At 35.3% G+C, this 12,635-nt stretch carries 13 protein-coding genes; 5 read left to right on the top strand and 8 right to left on the bottom strand.

The genetic code is table 11. From position 1 onward, the window contains the following. The first annotated feature begins 295 nt into the window (after nt 1-295). Nucleotides 296-508, top strand: a complete 213-nt coding sequence (locus tag ACHRWY_RS15950) for a hypothetical protein (RefSeq protein WP_395356001.1) — start codon at nt 296-298, stop codon at nt 506-508. Nucleotides 509-1,089: 581 nt separating this feature from the next. Here ACHRWY_RS15950 and ACHRWY_RS15955 read toward each other — a convergent pair. The 4 genes from ACHRWY_RS15955 to ACHRWY_RS15970 form a co-directional block, all read right to left on the bottom strand. Beyond that, nucleotides 1,090-1,443 carry a cyclic-phosphate processing receiver domain-containing protein gene (locus tag ACHRWY_RS15955; protein ID WP_395356003.1) on the bottom strand — a complete coding sequence of 118 codons (354 nt, stop codon included), beginning with the start codon at nt 1,441-1,443 and terminating at the stop codon, nt 1,090-1,092. Then, nucleotides 1,440-1,949: a hypothetical protein gene (locus ACHRWY_RS15960; RefSeq protein WP_395356005.1), complete on the bottom strand. Its 510-nt coding sequence runs from the start codon at nt 1,947-1,949 to the stop codon at nt 1,440-1,442. Before ACHRWY_RS15960 ends, ACHRWY_RS15955 begins: the two co-directional genes overlap by 4 nt. A 161-nt stretch (nt 1,950-2,110) precedes the next feature. Further along, the gene (locus ACHRWY_RS15965) at nt 2,111-3,838 is read right to left on the bottom strand and encodes a M14 family metallopeptidase (protein ID WP_395356007.1); all 1,728 of its coding nucleotides are present in this window, start codon (nt 3,836-3,838) and stop codon (nt 2,111-2,113) included. Nucleotides 3,839-4,110: 272 nt separating this feature from the next. Continuing rightward, nucleotides 4,111-5,526, bottom strand: a complete 1,416-nt coding sequence (locus ACHRWY_RS15970; RefSeq protein WP_395356008.1) for a PLP-dependent aminotransferase family protein — start codon at nt 5,524-5,526, stop codon at nt 4,111-4,113. A 98-nt stretch (nt 5,527-5,624) separates the two neighbouring features. Here ACHRWY_RS15970 and ACHRWY_RS15975 point away from each other — a divergent pair, with 98 nt between their 5' ends. The 4 genes from ACHRWY_RS15975 (at nt 5,625) to ACHRWY_RS15990 (ending at nt 9,326) form a co-directional block, all read left to right on the top strand. Then, nucleotides 5,625-6,083, top strand: coding sequence for a cupin domain-containing protein (locus tag ACHRWY_RS15975; RefSeq protein ID WP_395356010.1), 459 nt, complete (start codon nt 5,625-5,627; stop codon nt 6,081-6,083). A 16-nt stretch (nt 6,084-6,099) separates the two neighbouring features. After that, nucleotides 6,100-6,981 carry a dihydrodipicolinate synthase family protein gene (locus tag ACHRWY_RS15980; RefSeq protein ID WP_395356011.1) on the top strand — a complete coding sequence of 294 codons (882 nt, stop codon included), beginning with the start codon at nt 6,100-6,102 and terminating at the stop codon, nt 6,979-6,981. A 198-nt stretch (nt 6,982-7,179) separates the two neighbouring features. Next, entirely contained in the window at nt 7,180-8,529 is a 1,350-nt protein-coding gene (locus tag ACHRWY_RS15985) for a DEAD/DEAH box helicase (RefSeq protein ID WP_395356012.1), read from the top strand. Nucleotides 8,530-8,879: 350 nt separating this feature from the next. Then, the gene (locus ACHRWY_RS15990; protein WP_395356013.1) at nt 8,880-9,326 is read left to right on the top strand and encodes a hypothetical protein; all 447 of its coding nucleotides are present in this window, start codon (nt 8,880-8,882) and stop codon (nt 9,324-9,326) included. A 141-nt stretch (nt 9,327-9,467) separates the two neighbouring features. Here ACHRWY_RS15990 and ACHRWY_RS15995 read toward each other — a convergent pair whose 3' ends face one another. The 4 genes from ACHRWY_RS15995 to ACHRWY_RS16010 form a co-directional block, all read right to left on the bottom strand. Further along, complete coding sequence (locus tag ACHRWY_RS15995) at nt 9,468-10,046, bottom strand: PhnA domain-containing protein (RefSeq protein ID WP_395356014.1); 579 nt, start codon at nt 10,044-10,046, stop codon at nt 9,468-9,470. Nucleotides 10,047-10,169: 123 nt separating this feature from the next. After that, nucleotides 10,170-10,628, bottom strand: a complete 459-nt coding sequence (gene coaD / locus ACHRWY_RS16000) for a pantetheine-phosphate adenylyltransferase (protein ID WP_395356015.1) — start codon at nt 10,626-10,628, stop codon at nt 10,170-10,172. Nucleotides 10,629-10,732: 104 nt separating this feature from the next. Then, the gene (locus tag ACHRWY_RS16005; protein WP_395356016.1) at nt 10,733-11,425 is read right to left on the bottom strand and encodes a DUF421 domain-containing protein; all 693 of its coding nucleotides are present in this window, start codon (nt 11,423-11,425) and stop codon (nt 10,733-10,735) included. Between the two features lie 212 nt (nt 11,426-11,637). After that, nucleotides 11,638-12,609, bottom strand: a complete 972-nt coding sequence (locus ACHRWY_RS16010; RefSeq protein ID WP_395356017.1) for a D-alanine--D-alanine ligase — start codon at nt 12,607-12,609, stop codon at nt 11,638-11,640. Nucleotides 12,610-12,635 lie beyond the last annotated feature (26 nt).

Genomic DNA, 12,635 nt, shown 5'->3' on the forward strand with positions numbered 1-12,635 from the left:
TAGTGCTTCGCACCATGCTATTGCTAAGGCTCTTTCAGAGCAACAGGTTTCGAACGCTTGTGATTTCAAACCAGCTTTACGAAGTGTTCATTTTGCTGATTGCTGTGCGAAGTCGGGAGACTTCGCAATTGCGGACACTTGGTGGAGCGGGGCTGAAAGCCCTAAAAAGCAATAGCGTGGTGCAACGCACTACGAATTAAATCAAAAGTGGGAATTTCCCTGAAAGGGCAAGAGAAAAATTGAGAATACAGATTCAAAGAAAAAAGGTGTTTTCCCGGAGAGCATCATTTAAAAAATGGTAAACGTGCTTTTTGAAATGAGTCTTCCGCCCTTACAGGGCTTAAAATTATCATCGTTTTTCATTCATAGTGCTTCGCACCATGCTATTGCTAAGGCTCTTTCAGAGCAACAGGTTTCGAACGCTTGTGATTTCAAACCAGCTTTACGAAGTGTTCATTTTGCTGATTGCTGTGCGAAGTCGGGAGACTTCGCACAGCAAGGTTCATAAACGAGCCATTTTGCAGGGGCATAACCATCTTGGGCAATTAAATCATTTTCTTCCGCTAGCGCGAGCGTGCCGCTGGTGACTATTTTGATGCGTTCACGAGCTGGGCGAGACAAGGGCTTGGTTTTTAATTTAAAAGCCGGAACGAATACTTCTTCATTTATTCCTTTATTCTAAAAATGTATCAAAATATAAAAACATTCTGGCTAGAAATATTAAACTGATAATAAGAAAAATAACAGAAAAAATCAGATACGTTTTATTGGTAAAAATTCTAAGAAATACAAAAGATAAGCATCCAAAAATAAAGGTAGTGATAGTATATATCATTTTCAAAAAACCTGTTACATCTGCGTCAATCACTATTAACTCTCCATCATTTACAGTATATGGACTAATAAAATAGCTCATAGTAAAAAGAAAAATCCCAATAAAAAATAATATCCGGAGTATGATTTTCATAGCATTAATGAATTATTGTAATTATAGTAAATATCAAGGTAAATGTTTTTTTAAGATTTTGAAATTAAGTGTTTAATCAGGTCAAAGGTTTACTTTTATGCTATTGGGTTAAATAATATTTGTTATTGATTGTTTTCGCTTTTTAAATGTTTAATATAATTGTCAAGCAAGCTCTGTATTTGCTGAGCTGCAACCGGATTGGCAGAATGAACATTAAATTTCAGATTTTGTAAATCGAGTCCCGATTCATAAACGAGCCATTTTGCAGCGGCATAACCATCTTCGGCAATTAAATCATTTTCATCTAAGCCTAAATCATTATCAAAACTTATTAATTCAGGAAGTCCGTTTTCGAGTATGACTTTTTTAAAATCATAAAAATTCCTGACTATGACGAAATCATCGTCAGTCAGGTTTTTGTATACCATTTTTACATCTCTGATATCGTCAAGAAAAAGTTTGTATTTTTTGTTCATTTTTTGACTGCTACTTTAAACTGATTAAGTGTATTATCAATCAAATGTTCCGTTTCTAAAAAGGCATTGGCAATTTTTAAAACTTCTTCCTGAAGGTTTTCTAAATCTAATTTCAACCAGCCTTCCATTAATGTTAGTGGTCCGTGATTGATACTTACATTTTGCCAATTTTGTTCATGACCTTTAAAATCTTCCCTGAATACTTCGGCAAATTTTCTGCTTTGTATAGCATAACCTTTTAGTTCTCTCAATTTCAAAGCATGAATATTGTACATTATTTTTTGTTTTGCTATTGTTTGATCATTTACCCAAATAGAAAAGAAAATCCTTGATTGGGCTGTTAGTGGTTCCTTAACATTCCCTGCCCATGATTTTTTATACAATTTTATAACAACCGAATCTAAATAAATTCCAACTGAAACTTCAATAGATTTTTCGTTCAAAAGTTTCTGATTCAGTTGATCTGCTATTTTTTGAAAGTTTTCGAGATAAAAAGAGGTATCCATTTTTTTTGAAATTTAAGAATTGAAAAAAGGTTATAATGGTTTAATTGGCATCATTGTCAAAGTTCAAAATTTGACCAGGATTTTTACGAACAGCTTTGCGGTCTTTCTATTTTTTCAACCTATTTAAAATAAAAAGCCTTCGTAAACTTTAGTTTAAAAATCTACAAAACACGATAAACAGGATATTGCATATGCGCCTTTTCATAATGCACCGAGTTTTTATAAATCCAGTTTAATTGTGCTTCGGCGTTTTTGGCAAATTCACGGTCGTTTTGTTTTTTGGTTTCCAATTCGGCTTTTAGGGCAGGATTATCTTTTAGCAGTTTTGCGGCTGTATCTTCAAAAATGTATTCAGAATAATGTTCTTTTTGCTGTAAAATCGGGTCAAAGAAATTCCAGTTAAAAAACGAATCAACACCTTCGGGCTCAAAAGCTTCGACTAAGTATTTTACGCCTTTTTGATTGGTTGGAACCAGATAATCACCTTTGGCGAAAGCCATTTTTACCATTTTAGAATTTAAGGTTGTATTGTAGTGCAAATAATGCCCTTCGTAAGCATTGGAAACCGTTTTAAAATCGGCAATTTTATAGCTTTCCACTTCTATAATCGTATCCTTTTTAAGTTGAGAATAGGTAATGTTATTGTTTTTTAGCAGCTCAATCACATTCCAATACCCACGCGGAATGATATAAGCCGCAGGAATCACCACTTCTTTTACCGATTTGAATTCTTTGATGTACGGAACGTCTTTTTTGTAGGGTTTGCTTCGGTCATAATACAAACGGTTTCCGGTTGTGGCTTCGCTTTTTTTGTAACCTGCCTCATATCCTAAAAACGAAAATGTTGTAGCTTTTGTGCTGTCCAGTTCCCATTTTAAAGTATAGGATTTTTTAGGCTGATATTGTTCCAGGTTTTTCACTCGAAGCTCCTTGATTTTTTGATAATTCGCATCGGTAAAGTCCAAAGTTGATTTCATGTATTCGTAAGTCATTTTTACACGCTCGGCATATTTTTTCAGCATGTGGGTTTCTACGACAAACCCAATGGTATTAAATAAGGAAGTGTAACCGGTGGTATATCTGGGACTATCTACAAACTGACCAAAGCCTTTGTCAGGTGTATCTTTAAAAGAATCTACATAAGGTGTTGTTTCGATTTTCTTTTGCTGCAAATCTTTTACTAAAGCTGGCATCATTTCGGTATTTAGAAAATCGCCTAAAACAGTTCCCAGTTTATTATGTTGTGTCATAATATAAGTCAGTTTGTATTGATAATCAGATCCGTTACTAACGTGGTTATCAATGAAAACATCGGCATTTATTTTCTGGAAAATTTCGACAAAACTTTTAGTGTTTCGGGTATCTGATTTCATTAAATCACGATTGAGATCATAATTTCTGGCATTTCCTCTAAAACCATAAATTTCAGGTCCGTCCTGATTGGCTCTGGTTGTTGAATTTCTGTTTAAAGCACCACCAATATTATAAACCGGAATAGTAACCAAAACCATATTTTTTGGTGCCTTAATTTTTCCAATTGCTAAATCTCTGTAAAACTGCATTGTAGCGTCGATTCCGTCAGGTTCTCCGGCATGGATTCCGTTATTGACAAAAAGTACTGCTTTGTTTTTCTGAATTTTATCAAAATCAAATACTGCATCAGGATTATAAGTGACCATGTGTAAGGGCTCTCCGGAATCTGTTAGTCCCATTTCTTTAATTTGAATTGTTGGAAAATCATTCGCCAGCATCTTAAAATAGGCAATAGTTTCAGCATAAGTTGCCGATTGGTTCCCGTTTCCTTTTTCGAAAAACGTATCGTATTTTTTATTGTTCTGAGCGAAAATAGTGAGGGTAAAAAGTGAAATGATGATGGTGAAAAGTTTCATGATTTAAGTTTTATAGCAAGAATCAAATATAGAGAATTTTGTTTCAGGTTTTCTTTTCTTTCAGGTTTCGGGTTTTGAATGAGGATAAAAAAATTAACCGCAATCCCGATACTGATCAGGGCAAAGTTTAGCAATCAATACCCGGCTTTGAAAACCTTGGGGATAAAAAACTTTGCGCTCTTTGCGATAAAATCTACACAAAGTTTATTCGTATTTCAACTTGAAACCTGAAACAAAAAACCTGAAACAAAAGAAAACCTGAAACAAATTAGCTATTCTAAAAATTTAGCGAGTTCGATTATTCCTTCTTCAATTTGCTTTTCGGTCAGGGAGGCATATCCCAATCTGAATCCGGAGACAGGTTCGTTAAAACTAAATTTATCGGGAGTCATGATTTTTATGCCTTTCAGGAGTAGTTTGTCGGCAATTTTAAAGATGTCTACAGGCGAATTTGGAACAATCCAAAAAGCTAAACCGCCTTCTGGTTTTATATAGGTGGTTTTATCTTTTAAATATTGGTTGCAGATCATTTCAAAATAATCCCGTTTTGCTTTATAAATAAGCGTTGTTCGTTTAAGATGCCTTTTAATTTCGCCTTCGTTTATGAGTTGCAAAACGGCTTCTTCCATGATGTTATCGCCCTGAACATCGATCATTTTTCGATGTTTGCCTACTTTTAGAATCGTTTCAGGATTACTGACTAAATAACCAATTCTTAAGGCTGGGGCTACAATTTTGCTTAAGGTACCTATGTAAACTGTGTTTTTGGCATTGCTGTAACTCGAAAGAGGTAAAACAGGTCTTTGTCCAAAATGAAATTCATTGTCATAATCGTCTTCAATTATCGTGAAGTTGTATTGATTTGATAGTTCTATTAGTTTTAATCTTCTTTTGAGACTTAGTGTAACCGTTGTTGGAAATTGATGATGTGGCGTTACATAAATGGCTTTTATATTGTTGTATTTTTTTAAATGTGCTTCGACCTCATCAACAATCAACCCCTCTTTATCGATATTTACAGGCAATAATGTGGCTCCGGCATTTTCAAAAGTTTCCCATGCCGGTTTGTAGCCCGGATTTTCAACCATTACATAATCTTCTTTTTTTAGCAGACAGCCTGCAGTTAAATACATGGCCATCTGGCTTCCTCTCGTGATGCAAATTTCGTTGGGTGTAATATTCATTCCTCTTTTAAAATTCAGCATCTGAACAATAGCTTTTCTAAATTCTAAATTTCCAAATTCAGTACTATATCCCATGATTTGCCATCGTGATTTACGATTAAAAATCTGTCGGTAAGCTCTTGCGAGTTCATTCATAGGCGCAATTCGACTGTCCGGAATGCCATCATCAAAAACCAGGAGAGGCTTCGTTTCTTCATCAGCCAATTTATGGATCTGATTTTGTTTCTTGACTTTGGTTGCAAGAGGCAGAATATCAGCTACAAAAGTTCCTTTTCTTTCTATGGTAATCAGCCAGCCTTCGGCTATAAGGACATCCAGGGCTTCAATAACAGTATTTCGGTTCACTTTTAGCAATCCGGCAAGTTGCCGGCTTCCGGGCAAAGCATTTCCACTATTGAGGATTCCTGTTTTTATGGCTTCAATAACAGCATCTGCAATTTGTAAATAAATTGCTTTATCAGAATTGGTATTCAGTTGAATTTCTAATTGCCAAGGTCTTAACATCTGGTCTAGTTGTTTAAATTAAAACTGTATCAGTTAGGTAGTCCAAAGTTACTATAATTTTGAAACGCAATGATGCAAAAAATAATAATTTAAAAACTATGGAAACTAAAAAACAATTTTCATCAAAAGATTTTCATGAAACATTTGCCCGACCTGTTTTTGTTATGCCGGAAAAATTAATTCACAGAAATGTAGAACAAGCCGGAGTTCACGATCAATTTTCTACAGAACGCAAACATCCTGTTTTCTTTATTGATCTCCCGAGTAAAAATGTAAGTATGACTATTGGAGGTTTGTTGCCGGACCAAATGACAAACAGGCACCGACATACATACGAAACGGTTTTGTATGTAATAGAAGGGCATGGATACACAGAAGTAGAAGATCAGAAAGTAGAGTGGAAGGCCGGGGATGCCGTTTACATTCCGAGTTGGGCGTGGCACCGACATAAAAATTTAAGTAGTGAGGCATCGGCCAAATATATTGCTTGCGAAAATGCGCCACAACTTCAGAATTTGGGAGTTGCTTTAAGAGAAGAAGAAGGAAGGGATCTTTAAAAAAAACAGAAAAACTATGAAAAAGACTCCGTTTAAAGGTATTATTGCGTATCCTATTACACCGTTTGATCAAAATGAAAAAGTAGCTATTCAATTGTACAGGACATTATTAGAAAGACTGATCGTTTCCGGCTCTCATGCTGTTGCTCCGTTAGGAAGTACCGGTGTCATGCCTTACCTTACAGATGAAGAAAAAGAAGCTATTACCGAAGCGACTTTACAGCAGGTAGATGGCAGGATTCCTGTTTTGGTTGGTGTTTCTAACTTAACTACTGACAAAACTATTTACCACGCCAAGTTTGCTGAGAAAGCCGGAGCAAATGCTGTAATGATTATCCCGATGAGTTACTGGAAACTTACAGATGATGAAATTGTACAGCATTATGATGCGGTTGCCAAACAAATTTCGATTCCCATTATGGCATACAACAATCCGGCAACCGGTGGAGTAGACATGTCTCCCGCTTTGTTAAAAAGGCTTCTTGAAATCCCGAATGTTACGATGATTAAAGAAAGTACAGGCGATGTGCAAAGAATGCATTATTTAAAGAGAGAACTGGGCGAAGATGTGGCGTTTTATAATGGTTCAAATCCGCTGGCATTGGCTGCGTTTTCGGCAGGAGCTGCTGGCTGGTGTACTGCGGCTCCCAATTTGATTCCAGAATTGAATGTAGATTTATATAATGCTATCCGGAAAAATGATTTGCAGGAAGCTCAAAAAGTCTTTTACAAACAATTGAATCTTTTAAAATTTATTGTCAGCAAAGGTTTGCCAAGAACGATTAAAGCAGGTTTAAAAATTCAGGGAATAGAAAGTGGTTTTTTAAGAAGCCCTTTAAAACCCTTAACTGAAAATGAAATAGCTGAGTTTAAATTGATTTTAAAGGAATTGCGATAAGTTTTTAACCGCAAAACTGCCAAGGTTTATGTAAAGTTCGCAAAGCATATAAAACATAAAGCTTTGCGAACTTTGCCATTAAAAAAAATCCTTTGCATGCTTTGCGGTTAAATTTTTTAAGCAACTCTATTTCTTATTTCTAACCCGAAACCTGAAACAAACAAAACCTGAAACAACTTTTTTGACTACTTTTGCAAAATGAATAAAAAACACCATTCCAACAATATACTTTCGAACTTAGGAATTGAGAGCCTAAACGAAATGCAGGAAGTTGCTCAGGACGCAATTTTAAACGATAACAATGTTTTATTACTTTCTCCAACAGGATCAGGAAAAACACTAGCTTTTTTACTGCCTGTTTTAGAGTTACTGCAACCTGAAATTCTTTCAGTTCAATGTTTAATTTTAGTGCCTTCGCGCGAATTAGGTCTGCAAATTGAGCAGGTTTGGAAAAAAATGGGAACGGATTATAAAGTAAATATTTGTTACGGAGGACACTCGATTGATACCGAAATCAAGAACTTAAGCAATCCGCCAGCCGTTTTAATTGGAACACCGGGCAGAATTGCGGATCATATTGACAGGGAAACTTTTAGAACAGATAAAATTCAGACTTTGATTTTGGATGAATTTGACAAGTCATTGCAATTGGGTTTCCATGAGCAAATGTCTTATATCATTGGTAAATTAACGAAACTAAACAAACGTGTCCTGGTTTCGGCAACTTCAGATATTGAGATTCCGAGATATACACGAGTAGTAAATCCTACTATTTTAGATTTTATTCCGGAAGAAGAGGAAAAAGCAAACCTGTCGATGAAGATGATTGTTTCGCCTGCCAAAGATAAGTTAGGAAGTTTGTTTAATTTGATTTGTTCACTGAAATCACAATCGGCTATTGTATTTTGTAATCATCGGGATGCGGCAGAACGTATTAGTGATACTCTGAACGAAAAAGGAATTTACGCTACTTATTATCATGGCGGAATGGATCAGGAAGAACGCGAACGTGCTTTGATTCAGTTTAGGAATGGAAGTATGAGCTACCTTATTACGACAGATTTGGCTGCCCGTGGATTGGATATTCCGGAGATGAAACACGTCATTCATTATCATTTACCTTTAAAAGAAGATGAGTTTACGCATCGTAACGGTCGTACAGCGCGTATGCAGGCAACCGGAACGGCCTATATCATCATTCACGAAAGTGAAAAACAATTGGATTATATTGACTATGGAATGGAGGTTTTAAAAGTTGAAAACAGTACCACTTTACCAAAACCACCGGAATTTCAAACCATCTATATCAGTGGCGGAAAGAAAACAAAACTGAATAAAATTGATATCGTAGGTTTCTTTTCCCAAAAAGGAAAACTGGAGAAAGGCGATTTAGGTTTAATTGAAGTAAAAGATTTTATTTCGTTTGCCGCTGTAAGATTCAACAAAGTAAAAGACTTGCTGCATCATATTAAAGATGAAAAGATGAAAGGCAAGAAATTTAAAATTGAAGTTGCCCGTAAAGTCGTGAAAAAAGAAGAAGAGAAATAGTCTCTTTTTTTGTTTGATATTTGAGGTTTCGGGGCTTTTGGTCCGAATACAGACATAAGTTCAAAACCGATATTAAATTGAGAAGCTGGTTTTGTAGTAAAATATTTGTGGTCTGACTGTATTTAGAGGCTTTGATATGGCAAAATTTTAGTCATATTTGTGATCGTTTTTAGGTTAAGATGTAGTTCTTAATTTATTGAAATTCAGTATTTTAATTGAGTATTATAGCGGGGTTAAGTCAATTTTAAACAACAATCTTAATTTATTGTTAATAAATTAACGGTTAAGACTTTAATTTATCATATTTTCTGCGTTTCTTGCAGCCGTAAATAATAAACCCCAAATTAATTATGAAAAGAATTATTACGATTGCTATTTTGTTGTTTAGTGTTGTGTCTTTTGCACAAATTAAAGTTCTTGAAACTGTACCAGTTGAAAAATTAGGAAAAGTAAATAACAACTATATTCAAAAAATTGGAGATGAATATACTGTTTATTATACAAGTATTCAGAATGATGATGAATCTTCAAGTTTGAGAAAGTTTACATTTAAAAATGTTAACAACGATTACGCAAGTCTTTACAGTATTATTATGAATGGTTTTACAGCAAATCCGTTGTATGATATTAAATTAGAATTGCCTAATAATTATATTTGGTTGCATTACACAGGAAGTGTTATTCCTGAAAAAGCTACAGTTCAGTTCATGGTTTCTTCTAAAGAAACTTCTTCTGCGACAAGCAGTGTTTCTGAGCCATTCGTAAAAGATCAGATTAATAAATTATTCCAGAAATAATTTACTTTAAAATAAAGCATTAAAAAAGGCTATTCAGTATTTTGAATAGCCTTTTTTTAGTTTCAGTTTTTTTGTTTAAAATTTCAAGTTTGGTCAACTTTGTACCTTTGCAACTCTGAACCTTTGAACCTCAAAGAAAACTTATATCTTTTTCACGTATTGTGTGATAATTACAATTTGCTGACCGTCTACTTTGCCTTCAATATATTCGGCATTTTCGTGGTCTAAACGGATGTTACGTACAGCAGTTCCTTGTTTGGCAACCATACTTGATCCCTTTACTTTAAGATCTTTAATTAAAACTACAGAATCTCCGTGTTCTAAAATGACACCATTGCTGTCACGGTGAATGATTTTGTTCTCGTCATCTTCGCCTTCTCCTGTTGCTTGTGCCCATGCCAGCGTATCTTCGTCTAAATACATCATGTCCAGTAATTCCTGAGGCCAGCCAGCAGCACGCATACGGCTTAACATTCTCCAGGCAACAACTTGTACCGCCACGTTTTCATTCCACATGCTGTCATTAAGACATCTCCAGTGATTTAAATCTACATTATCCGGGTTTTCAATTTGGTCAATACAGGTATTACAGGCTAAAATACTTTCGTCAGGACCACCTTTTTGAGTGGGTAATACCTGATATACTTTTAGGTTTTCTTCGGTTCCACAAAGTTCGCATTTTGATCCGCTGCGTTTGTTTAATTCTCTTTCGATGCTCATTATTTGTTGTTTTATTTAAAAATGCGAAATTACTTATAATTTGCTTCGCTTGCAAGTTTATGGTTGAAGTGGTTTTGAGCCACAGATTTTACAGGTTGAAACGGATCTTGTTGAAGATTTTTATTATTTGTTAACCCTAACCGCATCCGGAACCAGCATTTCGTATTCGCCGCCATTACGCAATACATCACGAACAATACTGGAACTGATATAGGATGTTTTTGCAGCAGTCAGCAAAAATACGGTTTCTATTTTAGAAAGTCGCCTGTTGGTATGTGCAATGGCTTTTTCGAATTCAAAATCAGCGGGATTGCGCAAACCTCTCAAAATAAAATTAGCTTTTTGTTTTTTGGCTAAATCGATCGTCAGGCCTTCATAAGTGATCACCGAAATTTTTGGTTCGTCTTTGAAGGTTTCTTCTATAAAACGCTTTCTTTCTTCGAGTGAGAACATGTATTTTTTTTCGGCATTGACCCCAATAGCGATTACAATTTCGTCAAAAAGGGAAATCCCTCTTTTAATAATGTCTTCGTGTCCAAGTGTAATAGGGTCAAATGATCCGGGGAATATAGCTTTTCTCATTTTTTTTAAGGTTCAGAGGTTCAAAGTTACAAAGGTTCAAAGGTTTTTTTAGGAAATTAAAAAGATTTTGAAGCTTTTTGGAATTTAAATTTTGGAATTTATTTTTACGTTATTCGGAGCGTTTTTAACGCCGGAACCCATTCTTCTTTTGTACAGACTTCGCATTTTGCAGCACCAGCTTTTTGTTTTTCTATGTGTCCGCAAAAAGTGCAGGCATAAACGGCTTCAGTTGGGATTAGGGTGCTTTTTTTATTGAATGCAGCAGGTAAGATTGGTAGTCCGTATTGTACATCTTTATCTTCATAAAAAAATACGCTTATTTCTCCGCTGGTTTCTATAAAAGCATGTTTTACCTGCCCCAGATGTTCAATCGATTTTATACGAAGCTCAGAGAAAAATTCGTCTTGTGCAAGGCTTTCTTTTTTAAAAGTGGCAATAGAAAATTTACCATTATTGATTAAACATTCGGTTTTGCCTTCTATGAACTCTTCGAACCTTTTACTTTTTCCGGTAAGCCAGGTTACAGAACGATATAAAATAATGATTACGGTAAAAACGATTGCTGCGGGAACTATACCCACATCTTCATAAAACATAGGATCTCCGGCAGCAGAACCTAATGCAATGATGATTACGGTTTCAAAAATCGATAATTGCTTTACACCTCGTTTTCCTGCTAATTTTAATGTCAGTAATAAAATGATGAACATGACAGTAGAACGAAATATCACTTCCAGAGCAAAGTTTGCGGGAAGATTGTTGTAAAATAGCCTATTCCATTCGAAGATTTCTTTCATTTTTTTTTATTTGAGGTTCAGAGGTTCAGGGCGACAAAGGTTCAAAGGTTTTTTTGAGAGGTTAAGTTGCTGATTTACTGTGTTTTTTAATTCGATAAATCACTTTTTAGGACTTCGGCTTTGCTCAGTTTGACAACATTATCTATGGTTTTAATAAAAAAAGGTTCTGAGACCTTAGTAACTTAGAATCTCAGAACCTTAGAAGTTTTCTTTTAAGCAAGCGCTAACTCAATTGCATTGGTAAATAAATCTTCCAGAGATATTCCGGCTGCCTGAGCTTGTTGCGGAATCAGACTTTCGGTGGTTAAACCCGGAATTGTGTTCATTTCCAGCATGTAAGGTTCGTTGTCTACGATGATGAATTCGCTTCTTGAAAAACCTTTCATTTTTAGTACTTCGTATGCACGTTTTGCTGTTTCCCCTACTTTTTGTGTTAGTTCGTCTGAGATTCTTGCGGGTGTGATTTCTTGTGATTTCCCTTCGTATTTGGCTTCGTAATCGAAGAAATCATTGTCCGAAACAATTTCTGTGATGGGTAAAACCTTAATTTCTCCCTGATAATTGATTACACCAACAGAAACTTCGGTTCCGTCAAGGAAACTTTCTATAATGATTTCGTTGTCTTCTTTGTATGCCACTTCAATTGCAATAGGCAGTTCGGCTTCCGATTTTACTTTTGAGATTCCAAAACTTGAACCTGCTTTGTTTGGTTTTACGAAACATGGCAAACCTACTTTTTTTACGATTTCGGCTGTATTAATTACATCTCCTTTATTGAGATAATATGAAATGGCCGTTTTGATTCCGTATGGTTTTAAAACAGATAATAAATCACGTTTATTGAAGGTAAGTGCTGCCTGATAGTAATCGCAGGAGGATTGCGGAATGCCTAATAATTCAAAATAAGCCTGCATTAATCCGTCTTCACCCGGAGTTCCGTGAATGGCGTTGAAAACACAATCGAAAGTAATTTTCTGATCGTTTATGGTTACTGAGAAATCGTTTCTATCAATTGCATATTCAGCATCTTTTTCGTCTACATATACCCACTTCTCTTTAAAAATATGAATACGGAATCCGTTGTATTTTGTTTTATCAAGATATTGGTATACTACGTTTCCGCTGATCAGCGAAATTTTGTATTCGCTTGAATACCCGCCCATGATGATGGCTATGTTTTTCATTATCTATTTTTGTTTAAAGTTTTATT

This window comes from Flavobacterium sp. FlaQc-48 (assembly GCF_044007335.1).
In the GTDB taxonomy this organism is placed as follows: Bacteria; Bacteroidota; Bacteroidia; order Flavobacteriales; family Flavobacteriaceae; genus Flavobacterium.

Bases quoted from the DNA above. Each gene is read 5' to 3' on its own strand.
- ACHRWY_RS15950 (WP_395356001.1), top strand. From the start codon at position 296: ATGGTAAACGTGCTTTTTGAAATGAGTCTTCCGCCCTTACAGGGCTTA.
- ACHRWY_RS15955 (WP_395356003.1), bottom strand. From the start codon at position 1,443: ATGAACAAAAAATACAAACTTTTTCTTGACGATATCAGAGATGTAAAA.
- ACHRWY_RS15960 (WP_395356005.1), bottom strand. From the start codon at position 1,949: ATGGATACCTCTTTTTATCTCGAAAACTTTCAAAAAATAGCAGATCAA.
- ACHRWY_RS15965 (WP_395356007.1), bottom strand. From the start codon at position 3,838: ATGAAACTTTTCACCATCATCATTTCACTTTTTACCCTCACTATTTTC.
- ACHRWY_RS15970 (WP_395356008.1), bottom strand. From the start codon at position 5,526: ATGTTAAGACCTTGGCAATTAGAAATTCAACTGAATACCAATTCTGAT.
- ACHRWY_RS15975 (WP_395356010.1), top strand. From the start codon at position 5,625: ATGGAAACTAAAAAACAATTTTCATCAAAAGATTTTCATGAAACATTT.
- ACHRWY_RS15980 (WP_395356011.1), top strand. From the start codon at position 6,100: ATGAAAAAGACTCCGTTTAAAGGTATTATTGCGTATCCTATTACACCG.
- ACHRWY_RS15985 (WP_395356012.1), top strand. From the start codon at position 7,180: ATGAATAAAAAACACCATTCCAACAATATACTTTCGAACTTAGGAATT.
- ACHRWY_RS15990 (WP_395356013.1), top strand. From the start codon at position 8,880: ATGAAAAGAATTATTACGATTGCTATTTTGTTGTTTAGTGTTGTGTCT.
- ACHRWY_RS15995 (WP_395356014.1), bottom strand. From the start codon at position 10,046: ATGAGCATCGAAAGAGAATTAAACAAACGCAGCGGATCAAAATGCGAA.
- coaD (WP_395356015.1), bottom strand. From the start codon at position 10,628: ATGAGAAAAGCTATATTCCCCGGATCATTTGACCCTATTACACTTGGA.
- ACHRWY_RS16005 (WP_395356016.1), bottom strand. From the start codon at position 11,425: ATGAAAGAAATCTTCGAATGGAATAGGCTATTTTACAACAATCTTCCC.
- ACHRWY_RS16010 (WP_395356017.1), bottom strand. From the start codon at position 12,609: ATGAAAAACATAGCCATCATCATGGGCGGGTATTCAAGCGAATACAAA.